Origin of the sequence: Arthrobacter sp. UM1, from assembly GCF_020483305.1 — a bacterium.
Taxonomy (GTDB): domain Bacteria; phylum Actinomycetota; class Actinomycetes; order Actinomycetales; family Micrococcaceae; genus Falsarthrobacter.
The window spans coordinates 153,349-173,179 of sequence record NZ_JACWAB010000001.1; the positions used below are offsets into that span (position 1 = coordinate 153,349).

The window sequence follows — 19,831 nt, forward strand, 5'->3', positions numbered from 1 at the left end:
CATGTATCTCAAGCAGCTCACGGTGAGGGGCTTCAAGTCCTTCGCCTCGGCCACGACCTTCCGCTTCGAGCCGGGCGTCACCGCGGTGGTGGGCCCCAACGGCTCCGGCAAGTCCAACGTGGTGGACGCCCTCGCCTGGGTCATGGGCGAGCAGGGCGCCAAGAACCTCCGCGGCGGGAAGATGGACGACGTCATCTTCGCCGGCACCTCCTCCCGTGCGCCGCTGGGCCGCGCCCAGGTCACCCTGACCATCGACAACTCGGACGGCCTGCTGCCCATCGAGTACTCCGAGGTCACGATCTCGAGGACCCTCTTCCGCAGCGGCGGATCCGAGTACTCGATCAACGACCGCCCCTCCCGTCTCCTCGACATCCAGGAGCTCCTCTCCGATTCCGGCCTCGGCCGCGAGATGCACGTCATCGTGGGGCAGGGCCAGCTCGACCGCGTCCTGCACGCGACGGCGGAGGACCGCCGCGGGCTCATCGAGGAGGCGGCCGGAGTCCTCAAGCACCGGCGGCGCCGGGAGAAGGCCTACCGCAAGCTCCAGTCGACGGACGCGAACCTCGCCCGCCTCGCTGACCTCACGGGAGAGGTGGCCCGCTCCCTCAAGCCGCTCGAGCGGCAGGCCCGTGTCGCCCGCCGGGCCCGGGACATCCAGGCGGACCTCAAGGATGCAGAGGCCCGCCTCGCCGCGGACTCCCTCGCCTCCGCCTCGGCAGACGAGGCCTCGACGGCCGCCCAGCGGGACGAGGCCCAGGCGGACGTCGACCGCCTCGCCGCGGACATCGAGGCCTTCGAGGCCCAGGCGCCCGGCGTGGCCCAGGAGTTCTCCGAGGCCCAGCGCCGTCTCGAGGCGGCCCGCAGCCGCCTGGGAGCGGCGCGCAGGGCGGTCGAGCGGCTCGGCGTCGTGGCCGAGCTCGCCGCCTCCCGGGGCGAGGCGCTGTCCGACGCCCAGAACACCGGCGAGGCCGAGCGCGAGGCGAAGCGGATCGCGGAGCAGCTGGCCGAGGCCGAGCAGGACGAGCAGGATGCGGCCGCCGAGGCCGAGCGGCTCCGCGGCGAGGCCGCTTCTGCCCAGACCGCGTCCCAGGCGGCCGAGCGGGCGCTCCGCGAGGCGGACGCCGTCGTCGCCCAGCTGCAGCGCGAGCAGGCGGCCGCGCGCGAGGAGCTTCTGCGCGTCCGGGGCGCCGCGGAGGCGGTCACGGGACGGGTCCAGTCCGCCCGCAGCGAGCTCGAGCGCGCCCAGGCGCTGGCCGACGACGCGGCCGCGGCGGAGAACGCCGCCCACCGGGCCCTCGCGGACCTGGAGACGGAGGATGACGAGGGCGCGGATGCGCCGCAGGACCCCGCCGCCGCCCAGCGGACGGTCACCGCGGCCCAGGCCGCGCGCGTCAAGGCCGAGAAGGCCCTGGCGGAGGCCCGCTCCTCGGCCCGCGGCGCGGAGTCGGCGGCCGCAGGGCTGGACGCCCGCGCCTCGACCCTCGCCTCGACGCTCGAGGCCATGCAGCCGGACGGGCAGTCCGCTGCGCCCGAGGGGGCACGGCCGTTCGCGGAGGGGCTCGTCGTCGATCCTGCGTGGACGCAGGCGGTCGGGGCCCTCCTCGGCGCGGCCGCGAGCCTGCCCGTGGCTCCCCGCGGCGATTCGGACGCCGCGATCGTGTTCGAGGACGCCTTCCCGAGGGCAGACGCATCGACGACGCCCGAGTCCGGCAACGGCGGGAGCGTGCGCGCGGCGCTCGACGTCGCCCGGCACGAGAGGCACCTGTCCGTCCTCGAGACCCTGCTCGCGGGCACCGCGGTGGCGGCCGACCGCGCAGAGGCCCTCGAGGCCCTGGAGGCGGAGTCCGGCCTGAGAGCCGTGGCGCTGGAGGACGGACTCGTCGTGACGCGAGCCGGCCAGTGGAGGCCGTTGGAGGGGCAGGGCAACGCCGTGGACCTCGCCGCCCAGCTCGCCGAGGTGGAGCGGAAGCGGGACGCGGCTGCGGAGGAGTCCGAGCGGCTCGCCTCCGAGGTCGAGCGCGCGGAAGCCGAGGTCGCCGCCCGGCGGGAGGAGGAGCAGACGGCTCGTGCCGCCGCCTCCGAGGCGCAGACCCGCCATGCCGTCCGCTCCGCGGCCAAGGACTCCGCCAAGAAGAACGCCGCCCAGGCCCGCTCCCGCTCCGAGCAGCTCCACGCCGCGGCCGAGCAGTCCGCGGCCCGGCTCTCCGAGCTCCTCGCCTCCCAGGAGGAGGCCGAGCGCAGGGTGGAGCTCCTCGAGGAGGTCCGCGCGGGGGAGTCGGAGGAGGACGGCCTGGAGCCGGCGCGCCGAGCCGCCCACGAGGCCCGGGACGCCGCGGGGGACGCCCAGCGCGCCGCCACGGACGCGGCGCTTGCGGCCCGCAGCGCGGAGGAGCGCCACCGCGCCCTGAGGCACCGGGCGGGAGAGCTCCGCTCGGGGCTCGAGCGCAGCGAGAAGGCCGCCCGCGCCCAGGCCGCCGCCGAACGGCGCCGCCGGATCCTGCGCGCCCGCGCGGAGCGGGTCGAGGCCCTGGCGAGCGGCGCCGTCGCGGCCGCCGAGGCCGAGCGCGAGGAGGCCCGCGGCGAGCACGGGGAGGCGGAGGAGCGCTTCCGGGAGGCCCAGCGGGCCCACGAGGACCACCAGCGGCGGGGCCGCGCTCGGCGGGAGGAGCACGGACAGCGGGCGGCCGCCCTCGCCACCGCTGAGGCCCACCTCGTCCACCAGAGCGCGCGCCGGGAGGAGCTCGAGCGGGCCGCTCTCGAACAGCACGGCCTGAGCCCCGAGGAGCTGCTGCGCTCCTACGGCCCGGACGTCCTCCTCGAGGACGGGACCGCCTTCGACCGCGCCGAGCAGTCCTCCCGCCTCCGCCAGGCGCAGAAGGACATGCAGGCGCTCGGCAAGGTCAACCCGCTCGCCCTCGAGGAGTTCGCGGCGCTCGAGCAGCGGCACTCGTACCTGGCCGGGCAGCTCGCGGACCTCCGCGGCTCGCGGGCGGACCTGCTCAAGATCATCCAGGACGTGGACGAGACGATCGAGCGCGTCTTCGCCTCCGCCTTCGAGGACACCGCCCGCGAGTTCGTGGACGTCTTCGGGCGCCTCTTCCCGGGCGGCGAGGGGTCGCTCGTGCTCACCGAGCCGGACGACCTCCTCTCGTCCGGCCTCGAGGTCAACGCTCGCCCCGCCGGCAAGAAGGTCAAGCGCCTCTCGCTGCTCTCCGGCGGCGAGCGCTCCCTCACGGCCATCGCCCTCCTCGTGGCCATCTTCAAGGCGCGCCCCTCGCCGTTCTACGTCATGGACGAGGTCGAGGCGGCGCTCGACGACGCGAACCTCGGACGCCTCATCGGCCTCTTCCGCGAGCTGCGGGACTCGAGCCAGCTCATCATCGTCACGCACCAGAAGCGCACCATGGAGGTCGCGGACGCGCTCTACGGCGTGAGCATGAGGGGAGACGGCGTCTCGCTCGTCGTGAGCCAGCGCATGGCCCGGGAGGACCAGCCGGAGGGCGGCGAGACCGGGCGGGGATGAGCTCCCCGGCCCAGTGTGCGATTCTGGGAGGGTGAATGACCTTCTCCTGCCGATCATCCTTGGAATCGTCGCGCTGCTCGTCGTCGCGGGCGTCACGACGGCGCTCGTCGCGGGCCGCCGTCGCGGCCCCCGCTACGAGACCCCGCGGGACGCGGACGACGTCGACGGCCTCGGCTCAGCGCCGTCCGGCACCGCCACGCTGGAGCGGCCGGACGCCGCGCAGGGCCGTCTCCAGCGTCTGCGCTCCCGCCTCGTGCGCTCGAACAACACGATGGGCCGGGCCCTGCTGTCCCTGCTTTCGAGCGACAAGATCGACGAGGACGTCTGGGACGAGATCGAGGAGACGCTCCTCCTCGCGGACATGGGCACCTCGGCGTCGCTCGAGCTCGTGGACCGCCTCAAGGACCGCGTCAAGGTCGAGGGCAGCCGGGATCCGGAGCGCGTCCGCACCATGCTGCGCGAGGAGCTCCTCGCCATGGTGGGCCCGGACATGGACCGCTCGGTCGCGATGGAGACGGCTGGCGAGAAGCCCGCGGTGGTCCTCGTCGTCGGCGTCAACGGCGTCGGGAAGACGACGACGGTGGGCAAGATCGCCCGCGTCCTCGTCGCCGAGGACAAGAAGGTCCTCCTCGGCGCGGCGGACACGTTCCGCGCCGCGGCGGCCGAGCAGCTGACCACGTGGGGCGCCCGCGTGGGCGTGGAGACCGTCTCCTCCCACGAGGGCGCGGACCCCGCCTCGGTGGCCTACAACGCGGTGGCGCGCGGGGTCGAGGAGGAGTCGGACGTCGTCCTCATCGACACGGCCGGCCGCCTCCAGAACAAGGCCGGACTCATGGACGAGCTCGGCAAGATCAAGCGCGTCGTGGAGAAGACCCGCCAGGTGGACGAGGTCCTCCTCGTCCTCGACGCGACCACGGGGCAGAACGGCCTCGTCCAGGCCAAGGTGTTCTCCGAGGTCGTCAATGTCACGGGCATCGTCCTCACCAAGATGGACGGCTCGGCGAAGGGCGGCATCGTGGTGTCCATCCAGCGGCAGCTCGGCGTGCCGGTCAAGCTCATCGGCCTCGGCGAGGGCGCGGACGACCTCGCTCCGTTCGAGCCCGAGGCCTTCGTCGACGCGATCATCGACTAGCCCGTCAGCTCGCCGCCAGCCGGTCAGGCCGCTGCGGAGGCCCGATCCTCCGCGCGGACCCGCATCCAGAGCAGGATGCAGAGGGCCGGGACGGCGGCGAGCAGGGAGAAGCCCCAGCCGAAGCCGGCCGCGTCCGCAATGGCCCCGCCCAGGACGGGCCCCAGGATGGTGCCCACGTCCGTGGCCATCTGCGGCAACGCGATGGCGCTTCCGCCGCGGCGGCTCCCGACGACGTCGGCGAGCGTCGCCTGCATCGCCGGCTGGTAGACCGCCTGGCCGATGCCTCCCACGAGCGATGCGGCCACGAGGAGCAGCCCGTTGGGCGCCCAGCCGATCAGGGCGAAGGCCGCCGCGACGCCCGCAAGGCCCATCATCGCAGGGCGCGGACGTCCCAGGGTGTCGGAGAGCTTCCCGGAGACCGGCAGCATCGCGAGCGTGCCGACGGCGAATGCGGTCATCGCCACGCCCGTCAGCGTGGTGCCGTTGAGCGCGCCGAGCGGGTCCCAGCCCGCTGAAGGCCGGCTCGCCACGAACCCCGCGAGCAGGGGGAGCATGGCCACGCGCAGGCCCATGACCACGAGGCCGTTGGAGAACCCGGAGGCGACCACGGCCTTGTAGCGCAGCTCGCGGAGAGCCTCCCGGAAGGAGAGCGCTTCGGCGGGGGCCTTCTTCTCCTGCTCGCCGGCGGCGGAGGCGAGCCTGCGCTCGGAGCGGATCGAGCCGGCCATGAGCGCGGCGGCCACGAGGAGCGTGCCCGTGTAGACGATGAACGGCGCCCTCAGCCCCAGCTCCGCCACAAGTCCGCCGAGGGACGGGCCCACGATGCTTCCCGCGAGGAACGCTCCGCCGAACGCCGCGCTGGCCCGCCCTCGGATCTCGGGCGGGGTGATGCGGATGAGCAGGCCCGTGGCGGCGATGGTGAACATCGTGGAGCCGATGCCGCCGAGACCGCGCAGGAGCACGAGCAGCCAGAAGGTGGGCGCGAAGGCGGCTCCGAATGTCGAGGCCGCGACGATGAGGAGGCCGCTCATGTAGACGACGGCCTCGCCGCGGGCGCTGACGAGCTTGGACGCCGTCGTCGCGAAGAGGAGGCGGGCCAGCGCGAAGGCGGAGACGACGAGTCCGGTGAGCGAGAGGCTCACCCCGTAGGAGTGCGCGAGCACCGGAAGGACGGGCGAGAGGATGCCGTAGCCGAGCGCCACGGAGAAGGAGCACGCGAGGAGCACGTGCATCTGGCGGGAGAAGCGGGGGCGGTCACTCACTTCAGCCAGCCTACCCGGGCAGGGCGGCTCGGCCTCCGCCCGCCTGCGGCCAGGCCCGGCCGCGTTCAGGCTGCGGGGCCCGGCCGGATCGGCCGTCAGTCGCGGTGCGGCTCCTCGTGGTCCGCGGGGGTCTCGATGGGGGACCACTCGCAGGAGGAGGCCCAGCCCTTCGGGCCGTTCGAGCCGGCGGGGTACTCGTCGAGCGGAACGTGGCCCTTCTCCCAGGCGTGGAGCACCGGCTCCACGATCCGCCAGCAGTCCTCGGCGATGTCGCCGCGGACGGACAGGAGGGGATCGCCCATGAGGACGCCGTCGAGCACCTCGCCGTAGGGCAGGAGGGTCGAGGTGTTCATGTCCGTGCTGAGGGTCGCGCGGTCCAGGGTGAAGATGTCGCCGGGGCCGTTGACGTCGATCTCGAGCTGGAGCGTCTCGGGCGTGAAGCCGATCCGCAGCCGCGTCGGCTCGTCCACGCCGTGGAAGCCGGTGGACAGGTGGGGGACCGGCTTGAAGGTGATGATCGCCTCCTTGCGCATCTTCCCCAGCGCCTTGCCGGAGCGCAGGATGAAGGGCACGCCGGCCCAGCGCATGTTGTCGATCTCGATCTCGAGCTCGGCGAGCGTCTCCGTCTCGTTGGAGGGATCCACCCCGGGCTCGTCCACGTAGTTGGGGATCTGCCTCCCGTCGATGGACCCGGCCGTGTACCGGGCTCGGCGGGTCGTAGCCGCGTACCCCGGTTTGACGCGCGCGGCGCGCAGGAGCGAGCCGATGTGGTCGCGGAGGTTGCGCTCGCTGAGCGAGGCCGGGGCGTTGAGGGCGAGCAGCGCCATGACCTGGAGCAGGTGGGACTGGATCATGTCCCGCAGCGCTCCCGCGTGGTCGTAGTACCCGGCGCGGTTCTCGAGCGCCAGGTCCTCGTCGAAGAAGATCTCCACCTTCTCGATGTGCAGGTTGGACCAGACCGGCTCGAGCAGGCGGTTGGCGAAGCGCAGGCCGAGGATGTTGAAGACCGTGCCCTTGCCGAGGAAGTGGTCCACGCGGTAGACGTCCCGCTCCGGCACGAGCGAGGCGAGGACGTCGTTGAGCTCGCGCGCGCTCTTGGCCGAGGAGCCGAACGGCTTCTCGAGGACCAGTCGGGTGCCCTCCGGCACGCCCGTCTCGGTCAGCTCTTGGCAGGCCTTCTGGCTCACCGCGGGCGGGAGCGCGAAGTAGACGGCCACGGGGCCGTCGAGGGACTCGATGAGCGAGTGGAGCTCGCCCGGCGCCGTGACGTCCAGCTCGTGGTAGCTCGTGGAGGCCTCGACGGCCTCGAGGACCTTCCTGCCCTCCTCGGTCGCCTTCTCCGCGGCCTTGCCGAAGACGTCCTTGACGCGCTCGTGCCACTGCTCCTCGCCGAACCCCGGTCCGCCGGCGGCGGCGAGCTGGAGATGCGGGACCTTGCCCGTGGCGAGCAGACCGGCGAAGCCGGGGAGGAGGAGGCGGCCGGTCAAGTCTCCGGAGGCGCCGAGGATGAGCAGCGTCTTGGCGGGGTTCGCGCCCGGACGGCGCTGCGGGGCGCGGGGAGCGACGTCGGCGGGGTGCGCCACCGTGGAGTCGCTCGGCTCTTGACCTGCCGCGTCGCGAGCGGCCTGGTCTGCGGGGGACGTGGTCTGTGCGGTGTTCTTCGAGGGATGCTCAGTCACACCGCTTACTCTGCCACGCGGCCTGCCGGGGAGCGAGGCCCCTGTGCGCGGGAGGGCGCCGGCGCGCCCGGGGGTTGGTAGGCTGGAGAGTTGAACTCTCCCGCCTGTCCACCGATACCGAGGTAGCGCTTCTCGTGTTCAATTCCCTGTCCGATCGCCTCAGCGAGACCTTCAAGAGCCTGCGCGGCAAAGGCCGCCTGACCGAGGCGGACATCGACTCGACCGTCCGCGAGATCCGGCGGGCTCTGCTCGACGCCGACGTCGCCGTCGCCGTCGTGCGCGAGTTCACCTCGCACGTCAAGGAGCGCGCGCTCGGCGCGGAGGTCTCCCAGGCGCTCAACCCGGGCCAGCAGGTCGTCAAGATCGTCAACGACGAGCTCGTGCGCATCCTCGGCGGCAACACCCGCCGCCTGAGCCTCGCCAAGAACCCGCCGACCGTCATCATGCTCGCCGGCCTCCAGGGCGCGGGCAAGACCACGCTGGCGGGCAAGATGGCCAAGTGGCTCAAGGGCCAGGGGCACTCGCCGGTGCTCGTGGCGTGCGACCTCCAGCGCCCCAACGCGGTCAAGCAGCTCCAGGTCAACGGAGACCGCGCCCAGGTGCCGGTCTTCGCCCCGCACCCCGGCGTCTCGAGCGAGTTCGAGGCGGCCACGGGAGACCCCGTCGCGGTGGCCTCGGAGGGCATCGCCTACGCGAAGCAGAAGCTGCACGACATCGTCATCGTGGACACCGCGGGCCGTCTCGGCGTGGACGCCGAGCTCATGCAGCAGGCGGCGGACATCCGGGACGCGGTCCGCCCGGACGAGATCCTCTACGTCATGGACGCGATGATCGGCCAGGACGCCGTCAACACGGCCATGGCGTTCAACGAGGGCGTGGACTTCACGGGCGTGGTCCTCTCCAAGCTGGACGGCGACACCCGCGGCGGCGCCGCGCTCTCCGTGGCGCACGTGACCGGCAAGCCGATCATGTTCGCCTCCACGGGCGAGGGCATCGGGGACTTCGAGCAGTTCCACCCGGACCGCATGGCCAACCGCATCCTCGACATGGGCGACATCCTCACGCTCATCGAGCAGGCCGAGGCCTCGTGGGACAAGGGCGAGGCCGCCCGCATGCAGAAGAAGTTCGAGGACCAGGAGGACTTCAACCTCGAGGACTTCCTCGCGCAGATGCAGCAGATCCGCAAGATGGGCTCGATGAAGAAGATGCTCATGATGATGCCGGGCGCGGCGCAGATGCGGCAGCAGCTTGAGCAGTTCGACGAGCGGGAGATCGACCGCGTCGAGGCGATCGTCCGCTCCATGACCAAGCACGAGCGCGTGGCGCCGAAGATCATCAACGGCTCCCGCCGCGCCCGCATCGCCAAGGGCGCGGGCGTCTCCGTCTCCGCGGTGAACTCCCTCCTCGAGCGGTTCGCGCAGGCGCAGAAGATGATGCGCAAGGCGGCCCAGGGCGGCGGCATGCCCGGCATCCCGGGCGCCATGGGCGGCCACGGGCCGGGCAAGCGCAAGCAGCAGGCGGCCAAGAGCGCCAAGGGCTCCAAGAAGAAGGGCGGCGCCAAGCCGCGCACCCTCGCGGAGCGCCAGGCGATGCAGCGCGGCGAGCAGGTCCGCAGGCCGCAGGCCCCGAGCGGCTCCTCGTTCGGCGGCTCGTCCGACGAGTTCGACCCCTCGCAGCTCAACCTCCCCAAGGGCTTCGAGAAGTACCTCAAGAACTAGCGTGGCCGCGTTCCTCGACACCGTCTTCGCCCTCGTCTTCACAGACGGCGGCGAGGTCTGGGCCGCCCGCCTCGCGGACGCGCCCGAGTCCGAGCCCTGGTCCCTCCCGGCCGGCCCGTCCGGCCCAGAGGGGCCGCGCGCGATGGCGGAGCACTGGTGCGAGCGCCTCACCGGCCGCCGAGGCACCGCCGGCGAGCTCCTCGCCGTGAGGTTCGACGGCGAGCGCACGGCCTTCGCCTTCGAGGTCTTCCCCGAGGACTCCGCCGAGTCGGGCCCGGTGGAAGCCGGGCCTGCCGAAGGCGTCGTCGCCCGGTCCTACCGGCCGGATGAGCTCGAGGGCCTCCTCGGAGGCTTCGAGCGGGGCGTGTTGACCGCCTCGCTTCGCGCGCTCGAGAGCGCGCGCGTGGTGGAATGGAACGACGGCGGAGAGCGCCGCGCGCGCCGGGTCCCCTCCTGGACGCGCATGATGCCGACTCTGCCCGTGCCCTTCGGCCCGAAGCCGCTCCAGGCTCCGGGAAGGGCGTCCCGCAACCGCACAGGCCGCAGCCGATGACTCAACGCAAGGATCTCTCAGTGGACGTATGTTTCTTCGACGTCATGGTGACGTTCAAGGGCGAGCGCGGGGCCTCCGCGGCGCAGGCCGTGGCGGAGGCCTTCAACGAGGCCGGCGCCGTGGTCGGCCAGTACACCCCGCTCGACGAGCGCGGCGTGACGGCCCTCAACTACCTCGTGCTCGGAACCAGCGAGAACGGCGCCCTCACCGCGGACGCGGACGGCCGCCTGGCGCACGCGACGGACATCAAGCACCTGCTCAAGCGCATCTCGAGCGCCACGGGCGCGCGCGTGGTCTACGTGACCAAGCTCGCCGAGACGGCGCATGACGTGGAGGAGTTCGCGGACATCGAGGACGCGGACGCCGCCCAGGACCTCGTCTTCCGCGAGGCCCGGAGCGTCGCCGTGGGCCAGGTGACCCGGGACTGGGCCCGGGCGGTCTCGGCGCAGGCGTACCAGGACGTCCACCTCGCCAAGCAGGACGGCCAGGACGTGGCCCTCATCGACGGCGGGCTCGACGTCTCCCAGCTCCCGCCGCTCGAGACCACCTCGGCGTTCGTCTACTCGACGCCGCTCGCGATGCTGGCCCGCCTGTACCTCCCGGGCCGCTCGCTCGGGGAGCCCGTCCACGAGGTCAACTTCACCTGGTTCGCGGAGACGGACCCCCTGCGGACCTTCCCCGCCGAGTCCGAGGTCTCCCGCGTGTGGGACGAGGCCCTGGCGCGGCTGCGCTCGGCCGAGCCCCTCGCCGAGGAGCTCTCGGCCAACCCCGAGACGGCCCCGCCCTCGGACGCGGGCGAGCTCTGGTCTTCGGCCGCGGACCCCGCCATCGTCGAGTCGGTCCTCACGGCGGTCGGCCTTCCGGGCCGCGCCGTGCGCCTCGCCCAGCACGAGGGGCGGGCGGAGAACCTCCCGGGCGTGAGCACGGTGCGCTCCTCGAGCGATGAAGTGGAGGCCCTGCGCGAGGGCCCGGCGGACGAGCAGGAGCAGGAGAAGCGGCGCAGCGTCGTCGTCGAGTCCCCGGACCGGACGCTCGCCGTGGGATGGGCGCGCTTCGGCGCCTTCGTGGTGCTCGCGCTCGTCTGCGCGTGGCTCGCGGCCGCGGTGTTCTCGTCCGTGCCGTCCATCGGCATGTGGGTGATCGCGGTGGTGTTCGCGGCGATCGCGGTGGGCCAGGGCGTCCGAGCCGTCAGGCTCTCCAGGGCGCGCAGCGAGGCGTCCGAGCACTCGGACTGACCCGTTCTCCGTCCCCTTCGCCGGGAGGGAATCGCCGGATCGCGCGGGTTACGCGGTTCCGGGGTTTGTCTGGCAGAATGAGACGGTACTTGGAATGCGCAGCTCCCTCTCTCTGACGCATCTCCACGTCTTCGTTCCCGAACGTAGCGGTTCGCCCCACGAGCGTGAAAAGGGAACGGTTACCTAACCAAGGAGTGACCACAACAGTGGCCGTTAAGATTCGTCTCAAGCGGATGGGCAAGATCCGCGCGCCGTTCTACCGCGTCGTCGTCATGGACTCGCGCGCCAAGCGCGATGGCCGTGCCATCGAGGAGATCGGCAAGTACCACCCCACCGAGGAGCCCTCGTTCATCGAGATCAACTCGGAGCGCGCGCAGTACTGGCTCGGCGTCGGCGCTCAGCCGACCGAGCAGGTCGCCGCCCTCCTCAAGGTGACGGGCGACTGGCAGAAGTTCAAGGGCGAGGCCGGTGCCGAGGGCACGCTCAAGGCCAAGGCTGAGAAGCAGGCCTTCGTGGCCCCCGAGAAGGACTCCGTCATCCTCCCCGCCAAGAAGGAGGAGCCGAAGGCCGAGGAGTCCTCTGAGGAGGCTCCGGCCGAGTCGGCTGACGAGACCGCGGACAACACCGAGGCCTAGTCCGTGATCGTCGACGCACTGGACCACCTCGTCAAGGGCATCGTGGATGCCCCGGAGAAGGTGGCCGTCAACCTCAAGGAGAATCGCCGCGGCGAGCTCGTCGAGGTCCGCGTCCACCCGGATGACCTCGGGCGCGTCATCGGCCGTCAGGGGCGCACCGCGAAGGCGCTGCGCACCGTGGCCCACGCGCTCAACGGCGGATCGATCCGGGTCGACATCGTCGACACGGACCGCCGGCGGTAGGAGCACAGCTTCATGACAAGCCCCGCAGGGTCTTCGGATCCTGCGGGGCTTGTGCTTTCACAGGCCCCGCAATCGCGTGGGAGCGGCGCCCCGAACCCGCCGCGCCGGCGAGCGGGAAGGCACAGGACGGGGGAGAGCCCCGCAGGAGAGAAGGACACAACGTGCAGGTAGCAGTCGCGCGCATCGGCAAGCCCCACGGCATCCGCGGCGAGGTCACCGTCCAGGTGCTCACGGACGCACCGGAGGACCGGTTCGTCCCCGGCGCCGTCTTCGAGCTCGCCGGCGTCCCCGGAACGTCCTCCCTCACCGTGGAGAGCGCCCGCTGGAACAAGTCCATCCTCATCCTGGCGTTCGAGGAGATCCCGGACCGCAACGGCGCCGAGGCGGTCCGCGGCGGCCGCCTCATGCTGGACCCGGAGGCCGAGGGCGGGGCCGAGGCCGAGGACGAGTTCTACGAGCACGAGCTCGCGGGCCTCCGGCTCGTCGAGGACGGGCAGGACATCGGCGAGGTGACGGGGCTGCGCACGGGCGCGGCCCAGGACCTCCTCGTGGCCGAGATCGGGGGGCGCGAGGTGCTCATCCCCTTCGTCGCGCAGATCGTCCTCGAGGTGGACGTGGAGGGCGGCCGCGCCGTCGTCGCGCTCCCCGAGGGCCTCGTGGAGCTGGCGGACGGATGAGCATGCGGATCGACGTCCTCTCCATCTTCCCCGAGTACCTCGCGGCGCTGGACCTCTCCCTCATCGGCAAGGCGCGGCAGAAGGGCCTCTTGCACATCGGCGTCCGGGACGTGCGGGACTTCGCGCTGGACCGCCACCGGACGGTGGACGACACGCCCTACGGCGGCGGCGCCGGCATGGTCATGAAGCCGGAGCCGTGGGCCCAGGCGCTCGAGTCCGTGCTGGAGGGCGCACCCGAGGCACAGGCGGGTGAGGCGGATCCGCGCCCGGTGCTCATCGTCCCGTCTCCCGCCGGCCGGGTCTTCGACCAGGCCTTCGCCTACGAGCTCGCGGAGGAGCCGCACCTCGTCTTCGCGTGCGGCCGCTACGAGGGGATCGACGAGCGCGTCCTCGATTGGGCGCAGGAGCGCTTCCGCGTCATGCCGGTCAGTCTCGGCGACTACGTGCTCAACGGGGGAGAGGTGGCCGTGCTCGCCATGGTGGAGGCCGTCGGGCGGCTCGTCCCGGGCGTCGTCGGCAACCCCCTCTCACTTGTGGAGGAGTCCCACTCGGACGGCCTCCTCGAGTACCCCGTCTACACGAAGCCGGCTGAGTGGAGAGGGCACGCCGTCCCGGAGGTGCTCCTCAGCGGCAACCACGCCGCCATCGCGGAGCACCGGCGCCACGAGCAGCTGCGCCGCACCGCCGAGAGGCGGCCCGAGCTCCTCGACGGCCGCTCGACGGCGGACCTCAGCCGCTCGGATCTCGAGGTCGCGGAGTCGGCCGGATTCGCCGAGGCGGACGGCGTGCTCACACGCCGCGCGTGATCTATACTTGAACGATGTGCCCCCGCGGGCGCGTCTCTGCCATGGGGGAGCCGCGTCAACGCGAGAGGGCGCCCCTGCCCGGGAATCCGCTGGCAGGGCTTAGAGCACTGGTGTCCGGCTGCGGCTGGGACACCGCCGATCGAGCGTCAGACCTGTGGCTGGTGGCTCAAGGAGAATCAGATGCACATCCTCGATTCTGTGGACGCAGCGAGCCTGCGCACTGACGTCCCGGCGTTCCGCCCGGGTGACACCGTCAAGGTGCACGTCAACATCATCGAAGGCAAGAACTCCCGCGTTCAGGTCTTCCAGGGCTTCGTCGTCGGCCGCCAGGGCCACGGCGTGCGCGAGACCTTCACGGTCCGCAAGGTGAGCTTCGGCGTCGGCGTGGAGCGCACGTTCCCGGTGCACACCCCGGTCATCGAGAAGATCGAGGTCGTCTCCAAGGGCGACGTCCGCCGCGCGAAGCTCTACTACATGCGCGGTCTGCGCGGCAAGGCTGCCAAGATCAAGGAGAAGCGCGAGAGCAAGTAAGACTCTCCCGCATCGCCCGCACCCGTGCGCCCGGCAACCGCGCCCTCTGCACGCGTGCGGCCTGATCGCCCGAAGCGTCCCCATCGGCTCGTCCGGTGGGGGCGCTTCTGCGTCTTCGCCCTCCTTGCGGCGTTCGCGCTCCTGACGCTCGTGCGGGCGTTCGTCGTGGACGTCTACTCGGTGCCCTCCGAGTCGATGGAGCCGGCGCTGCGGCCGGGGGACCGGATCGCCGTGCTCAAGTGGCCGTGGCAGCGGACGGCGAGGACGGACGACGTCGTCGTCTTCGACGGCCGCGGCAGCCTCGCGCCGGAGTCCCCGGACGGCGCCCGTCGGACGGCCGCGTGGCTCGTGGGGCGCAACGAGGGGGACCAGTTCGTCAAGCGCGTGGCGGCGGTCGGGCCGGCTCGCGTGACGTGCAAGGGGGCCGACGGCGCTCTGCTGCTCAACGGCCAGCCCGCGGGCGCGGCGTCAGCGCCGCTGACCGGGGCGGAGAACTGCGGACGGAAGCGGTTCGACTCGCTTGTCCCCGAAGGGCGCCTGTGGCTGCTGGGGGACAACCGCGCTCACTCCACAGACTCGCGGGACCTGCTCGGCGCGCCCGGCGGCGGGGCGGTGCCGGATGCGCGCGTGGTCGGGAGGGTCATCGCCGTGTGGCACACGGGCGGCGGGAGCTGACACCCCGCCGGCACAGAGGGTCCTCTGGGGTGCTCCCAGGATGGCTTCGCTAAGCTGGGAGGCATGCCTTCGAACGTGCCTGACTCGACCCGTGCCTCGGCCCGCTCCGCTGAGAAGGAGAAGCAGCCGCGGACGTGGGGAGCCCGCCTCCGCGAGTACGGCACGATCATCGCCGTCGCGCTCCTGCTCTCCTTCCTCTTCAAGACCTTCATCATGCGGGCGTTCTACATCCCGTCCGGCTCGATGGAGAACACTCTGCAGGTGGGGGACCGGGTGTTCGTGAACAAGATGATCCAGAAGAAGGACATCAAGCGCGGGGAGATCGTCGTGTTCCACGATGACGCCAACTGGCAGCCCGTCAGCGGCCCGGAGAACCCCCTGCGCAAGAGCCTGGAGTTCATCGGCGTGCTCCCCGCGGACAGCAGCCACTACCTCGTCAAGCGCGTCATCGGCGTGCCGGGCGATCACGTGAAGTCCACCGCGGACGGCAAGATCAGCGTCAACGGCAAGACGATCGACGAGCCGTACCTGTACCCGGGCAACCGGGGCACGGACATCCCGTTCGACGTCACGGTGCCCGAGGGGAAGCTCTGGGTCCTGGGCGACCACCGCTCGAACTCCGCGGACTCCCGGTACCACATGAACGAGCCGAGCCACGGCTTCATCCCGCGGGACTCGGTGGAGGGCACGGGCTGGTTCATCGCCTTCCCGTTCGACCGTGCAGGCGGGCTCTCCGGCGGGGACAAGGCCTTCGAGGGCGTGCCCTCGCCGAGCACGCAGAAGTAGAGGCGGCATGGCACGGAGCGCTGCACCGGACCTCTCCGTGGAGCGCGAGCTCATGGAGCGCTTCGGCGGACCCGTCATCGGCATGGACGAGGCGGGGCGCGGCGCCATCGCCGGCCCGGTGGCGGTCGGCGCCGTCTGGGTGGACCCGGCATCCGCAGGCGTTCCGAGCGCGGAGCTCGAGGGCGTTCGGGACTCCAAGCTGCTCTCTCCGGCGCGGCGCGAGGCGCTGTACGCGGGCCTGAAGGAGGGCGCCGTCGGTGCGGTGGGACTGGCCGAGGCGTCCGAGGTGGACGAGCACGGGATCGTCTCCGCGCTGCGGCTGGCGGGGATGCGGGCGCTGGAGCAGCTGCCGGCGGCGGCAGCGGTGCTCCTCGACGGCAGCCACGACTGGCTCTCCACGCCGGTTCAGGAGGACCTCTTCGCCGCACCCGTGGCGGGCCCGGAGCTGCCGGTGTCCGTCAAGACGAAGGCGGACATGGCCTGCTGGTCCGTGGCCGCCGCGAGTATCCTGGCAAAGGTCGAGCGAGACCGCCTCATGGAGAAGCTCGCGCAGCGGCTCCCCGGCTACGGGTTCGAGCGGCACAAGGGATATGGGACGGCCGAGCACAGCGCCGCCGTCCGCGAGCGCGGCCTGACCGGCGCGCACCGGCGCAGCTGGGCCATCGGCGGCGCGTGAGCGCGGTCCCCACGGAAAGGAGAACGGCATGAGCAACGAGGAGCTCGAGAACTACGAGTCCGACCTGGAGTTCTCCCTCTTCCGGGAGTACAAGGACGTGGTGCAGCTCTTCCGCTACGTCATCGAGTCCGAGCGGCGGTTCTACCTGGCGAACGAGGTGGACGTGCAGGTGCGCTCGGCCGAGGGCGAGGTGTACTTCGACGTCCGCCTCTCCGACGCGTGGGTGTGGGACGTGTACCGCTCGTCGCGTTTCGTGAAGAACGTGCGGATCCTGACGTTCAAGGACGTGAACGTGGAGGAGCTCGCGAAGTCCACGGACGAGCTCAAGCTGCCGGGGGTCTGACCCGGGCCTTCCTCCACAGGCGGGGCTCTCCGGCCTGCGCGGGAGAGTTGTCCACGTTCCGCCGCTTTCCGGCCTGAGGCAGGGCCCTCCGGTGATGTCCTTCTGTGCGAAGGGGGATGTCATGGCCTGGAATCAGAAGCTCGGCAGGGCCGGGGAGCAGCATGTTGCGCGGTGGCTGGAGGACCACGGGGTGATCGTGGTCGCCCGGAACTGGAGGGGGACCGCCGGGGAGGCGGACCTCATCGGGGATGACGGCGCGCGCCTGCGCGTGGTGGAGGTCAAGACGCGCTCCAGCGGGGCGTGCGGCCATCCGCTCGAGGCGATCGACTCCGGGAAGTACCGGAGGCTGTGGAAACTCGGGAACGAGTTCAGAGACGGGTACGCGTACCCGCGGGACATCGTGGTGGACGCGGCGGCCGTGTCCCGGAGGGACCAGCGCTGGACGGTCGAGTACCTCGCGGACGTGCGGCCGTGAGCGGGCAGGGCAGGGCCTTCTCCGTGGCCATCGAGGGCGTCGTGGGCCGCATGGTGGAGGTGGAGGCGGACATCGGGGCCTCGTTGCCGGGGTTCGTGCTCCTCGGGCTGCCGGACGCGTCCCTGCTTGAGGCGAAGGAGCGGATCCGGGCCGCCGTGCGGCACGTCGGCCATCCGCTGCCCGCCCGGAAGATCACGGTCAACCTTCTGCCTGCGGGCATGCCGAAGCGGGGACCCGGCTTCGATCTCGCGATCGTGGCCGCGACCCTGCAGGCCCAAGGGGAGATCCGGCCGAGCGGCAAGACGGTGTTCCTCGGCGAGCTGACCCTGGACGGGCGGCTGCGGCCCATCGGCGGCGTCCTGCCTGCGGTGCTCGCCGCGGTGAAGGCCGGGCACACCGCGATCATCTGTCCGCGCGCCAATCATGCCGAGGCCGCGCTCGTTCCGGGGGCCGAGGTGGCCTCCTTCGACTCGCTGGACCAGGTGCTCGCCGTCTTCGGCTCTGACCGGGTCCGTCCGGAGCCCGTGTCCCCGCGTCCGGCTCCGGCGGAGGTCTCCTCGGGGGCCGAGGCGGCGGACTTCGCCGAGGTCCTGGGCCAGCCGGAGGCGTGCCGCGCCGCTCTCGTCGCGGCGGCCGGCGGCCACCATCTGCTGCTCGCTGGGCCGCCGGGAGTGGGGAAGACGATGATCGCCGAGCGTCTGCCCGGCATCCTGCCCGAGCTGAGCCCGCAGGAGGCCCTCGAGGTGAGCGCCGTCCACTCGGCGAGCGGGCTGGGGTTCCGCGAAGGACTCCTCCGCACCCCGCCGTTCGAGCGTCCCCACCACACGGCGACGGCGGCCGCGCTGCTCGGCGGGGGATCGGGCTGGGTGCGGCCGGGAGCGGCGTCCCGAGCGCACCGGGGAGTCCTGTTCCTCGATGAGGCCTGCGAATTCCAGCGGAATGTCATCGACGCTCTCCGTCAGCCGCTGGAGTCCGGGGTCATCCGCGTGGACCGGGCGCGGTTCTCCGTGGAGCTGCCCGCCGCGTTCCAACTGGTGATGGCCACGAATCCCTGTCCGTGCGGCATGCAGGGCGCCGAGGGGCGGACGTGCACGTGCACCTCGCTCATGCGCCGCCGGTACCTGGGGCGCTTGTCCGGACCGGTGCTGGACCGCATCGACGTGCGCGTGGCTCTGAGGCCGCCGGCGGAGTCCCTTCTCGACGGACCCGGAGCGGCGATGACCAGCGCCGAGGCCCGGGCATCGGTGGCTGCGGCACGGAAGCGGGCACAGGCGAGGCTGCTCGACCTGGGCCACGAGGCCAACGCCCTCGTCTCTGGCCGGGATCTCCGCGGCCCTCTCCGCCTTCCACGAGAGGCGACTGAGGTGCTGGACCGGGCGCTCGCCAGCGGGCTGGTCTCGCCTCGGGGGTATGACCGGATCCTGCGGGTGGCCTGGACCATCGCGGACCTGGACGGCGAGAGCCAGCCCGGAGCCGAACAGGTGGCCGAGGCAGGTCTGCTGCGTGAGGCGGAGGGAGTGAGCCTTGGATAACAGCACGGCAGCGGACAGCACGGAGATGCAGAGGATTGTCGAGGCCCGCGTGAGGATCGGGTCGGTCTGCGAGCCGGGGGACGTGGTGGCGCAGTGCCTCGTGGCCGTGTGCGGCCCGGTCGAGGCGGACCGGCACATCCAGGGATCGGCGCCAGGGCCTCTCGTCTGGGCCGACATCGAGGAGGCTCTCCGCACAGCGGGGTACTCGTCTCCCCGTCAGGCCTACCGGGCGGCGCTGGCCCGATGGTCGCAGAGGACCGGGCGGATCGGGGCGAGCGCGGTGCTGAAGGAGATGGCGGCGGTCGGGACGCGCTTCGTTCCGCCGGAAGACCCGGCGTGGCCGCCCGGGCTCGCGGACCTCGGTCTCAGCGCGCCCTTCGGTCTCTGGGCGCGAGGCCCCTCGGGCGCGGGGGACGGGGACGCCGTGCGGGCCAGGCTCCAGGCCTCGTCTCGCTCGATCTCCATCGTGGGCGCGCGGGACGCGACCGGCTACGGACGGTCCGTGACGCACAGCCTGGCGGCCGCAGCCGCAGAGGCGGGTCTCACGGTGGTCTCCGGAGGGGCCTTCGGCATCGACAAGCAGGCGCACGTCTCCGCGATGGCGAGAGCCCGCCGGATCAGCGCCGATCATCCTCCGACCATCGCGGTTCTGGCGGGAGGCATCGACAAGCTCTACCCGGCCGCCCACACCGAGCTCCTCGAGGACGTCTGCACCGATGGCCTGCTCGTCTCTGAGGCGACCCCGGGAGCCGCGCCCACGAGGTGGCGGTTCCTCCAGAGGAACCGGCTCATCGCAGCGCTCGGACGCGCTCTGGTGGTAGTCGAGGCCCGTCAGCGCTCCGGAGCGCTGAGCACGGCGAACCACGCCTTGGCGATCGGCCGAGACGTGGGGGCCGTTCCGGGCAGCATCGAGCAGCAGGCCTCGGCCGGGTGCCATCAGCTCATCGCCGAGTCAGGAGCCCACCTTGTCAGCAGCCCGGGGGCCGCTCTCAGGCTGCCCGTGGACGCCGAGATGCAACGCATCGTGCCGGAGAGCGTGGCTGCACGCTTTGACCCGGGAGCCGCACCTCCCCGGTCCACAGACGGGATGAGCGAGGAGCAGCAGGCGGTCTACGAGGCCACGCCCGTCCGAGCTGCGGCCGAGATCGACAGCATCGCCCGCGTGGCCTGCGTCCCCATCGGGAGGGTACGGGCTGTGCTGGGCGAGTTCGAGATGGCCGGGCTGGTGACTCGGTCAGCCGGACGCTGGGTGCGGTGCTCGCGGCGGTAGGCAACGGCGTTGCGCAACGCGAGCCGGGCAGTCCGTGGTCCTCCTCCATACGACGTCCTGCCGTGAGCGATTCGGCGCAG

The 19,831-nt window shown here is 72.1% G+C and carries 19 protein-coding genes; 17 read left to right on the forward strand and 2 right to left on the reverse strand.

Annotation, left to right across the window (positions count from 1 at the left end; all coding sequences use genetic code 11):
* The first annotated feature begins 1 nt into the window (after position 1).
* Positions 2-3,523: a chromosome segregation protein SMC gene (gene smc, locus H9I38_RS00735; RefSeq protein WP_226336723.1), complete on the forward strand. Its 3,522-nt coding sequence runs from the start codon at positions 2-4 to the stop codon at positions 3,521-3,523.
* Between the two features lie 31 nt (positions 3,524-3,554).
* Entirely contained in the window at positions 3,555-4,655 is a 1,101-nt protein-coding gene (gene ftsY, locus H9I38_RS00740; protein WP_226336724.1) for a signal recognition particle-docking protein FtsY, read from the forward strand.
* Between the two features lie 23 nt (positions 4,656-4,678).
* On the opposite strand, the gene H9I38_RS00745 is transcribed toward ftsY, so the two are convergent.
* Positions 4,679-5,917 (reverse strand): MFS transporter, encoded by a 1,239-nt coding sequence (locus H9I38_RS00745; protein WP_226336725.1) that lies wholly within the window; start codon positions 5,915-5,917, stop codon positions 4,679-4,681.
* Positions 5,918-6,012: 95 nt separating this feature from the next.
* A complete protein-coding gene (locus tag H9I38_RS00750; RefSeq protein ID WP_319002157.1) occupies positions 6,013-7,596 on the reverse strand; it encodes a glucose-6-phosphate dehydrogenase in 1,584 nt (527 codons plus the stop codon).
* A gap of 134 nt (positions 7,597-7,730) precedes the next feature.
* Here H9I38_RS00750 and ffh point away from each other — a divergent pair, with 134 nt between their 5' ends.
* The 15 genes from ffh (at position 7,731) to H9I38_RS00825 (ending at position 19,751) form a co-directional block, all read left to right on the forward strand.
* Positions 7,731-9,314 (forward strand): signal recognition particle protein, encoded by a 1,584-nt coding sequence (gene ffh, locus H9I38_RS00755; RefSeq protein WP_226336726.1) that lies wholly within the window; start codon positions 7,731-7,733, stop codon positions 9,312-9,314.
* 1 nt (position 9,315) lies between these two features.
* Positions 9,316-9,867, forward strand: coding sequence for a hypothetical protein (locus tag H9I38_RS00760; RefSeq protein WP_226336727.1), 552 nt, complete (start codon positions 9,316-9,318; stop codon positions 9,865-9,867).
* Between the two features lie 20 nt (positions 9,868-9,887).
* Positions 9,888-11,102, forward strand: coding sequence for a hypothetical protein (locus tag H9I38_RS00765; protein WP_226336728.1), 1,215 nt, complete (start codon positions 9,888-9,890; stop codon positions 11,100-11,102).
* Positions 11,103-11,308: 206 nt separating this feature from the next.
* Entirely contained in the window at positions 11,309-11,737 is a 429-nt protein-coding gene (gene rpsP, locus H9I38_RS00770; protein WP_226336729.1) for a 30S ribosomal protein S16, read from the forward strand.
* A gap of 3 nt (positions 11,738-11,740) precedes the next feature.
* On the forward strand, positions 11,741-11,980 hold the full coding sequence (locus tag H9I38_RS00775; protein WP_226336730.1) for an RNA-binding protein: 240 nt from the start codon (positions 11,741-11,743) through the stop codon (positions 11,978-11,980).
* A gap of 161 nt (positions 11,981-12,141) precedes the next feature.
* Positions 12,142-12,657, forward strand: a complete 516-nt coding sequence (gene rimM / locus H9I38_RS00780) for a ribosome maturation factor RimM (RefSeq protein WP_226336731.1) — start codon at positions 12,142-12,144, stop codon at positions 12,655-12,657.
* A gap of 2 nt (positions 12,658-12,659) precedes the next feature.
* Positions 12,660-13,463: a tRNA (guanosine(37)-N1)-methyltransferase TrmD gene (gene trmD / locus H9I38_RS00785; protein ID WP_226337313.1), complete on the forward strand. Its 804-nt coding sequence runs from the start codon at positions 12,660-12,662 to the stop codon at positions 13,461-13,463.
* Between the two features lie 180 nt (positions 13,464-13,643).
* Positions 13,644-13,994, forward strand: coding sequence for a 50S ribosomal protein L19 (gene rplS, locus H9I38_RS00790; protein WP_226336732.1), 351 nt, complete (start codon positions 13,644-13,646; stop codon positions 13,992-13,994).
* 54 nt (positions 13,995-14,048) lie between these two features.
* Positions 14,049-14,669, forward strand: coding sequence for a signal peptidase I (gene lepB / locus H9I38_RS00795; RefSeq protein WP_226336733.1), 621 nt, complete (start codon positions 14,049-14,051; stop codon positions 14,667-14,669).
* A 63-nt stretch (positions 14,670-14,732) separates the two neighbouring features.
* Positions 14,733-15,455, forward strand: a complete 723-nt coding sequence (gene lepB / locus H9I38_RS00800) for a signal peptidase I (RefSeq protein ID WP_226336734.1) — start codon at positions 14,733-14,735, stop codon at positions 15,453-15,455.
* Positions 15,456-15,462: 7 nt separating this feature from the next.
* Positions 15,463-16,131, forward strand: coding sequence for a ribonuclease HII (locus H9I38_RS00805; protein ID WP_226336735.1), 669 nt, complete (start codon positions 15,463-15,465; stop codon positions 16,129-16,131).
* A gap of 28 nt (positions 16,132-16,159) precedes the next feature.
* Positions 16,160-16,474 (forward strand): DUF2469 domain-containing protein, encoded by a 315-nt coding sequence (locus tag H9I38_RS00810; protein ID WP_226336736.1) that lies wholly within the window; start codon positions 16,160-16,162, stop codon positions 16,472-16,474.
* A 121-nt stretch (positions 16,475-16,595) separates the two neighbouring features.
* Positions 16,596-16,949, forward strand: coding sequence for a YraN family protein (locus tag H9I38_RS00815; RefSeq protein WP_226336737.1), 354 nt, complete (start codon positions 16,596-16,598; stop codon positions 16,947-16,949).
* Positions 16,946-18,481, forward strand: a complete 1,536-nt coding sequence (locus H9I38_RS00820; protein ID WP_226336738.1) for a YifB family Mg chelatase-like AAA ATPase — start codon at positions 16,946-16,948, stop codon at positions 18,479-18,481. The genes H9I38_RS00815 and H9I38_RS00820 overlap by 4 nt, the downstream gene beginning before the upstream one ends.
* Positions 18,474-19,751, forward strand: coding sequence for a DNA-processing protein DprA (locus tag H9I38_RS00825; protein ID WP_226336739.1), 1,278 nt, complete (start codon positions 18,474-18,476; stop codon positions 19,749-19,751). The genes H9I38_RS00820 and H9I38_RS00825 overlap by 8 nt, the downstream gene beginning before the upstream one ends.
* Positions 19,752-19,831: the final 80 nt, after the last annotated feature.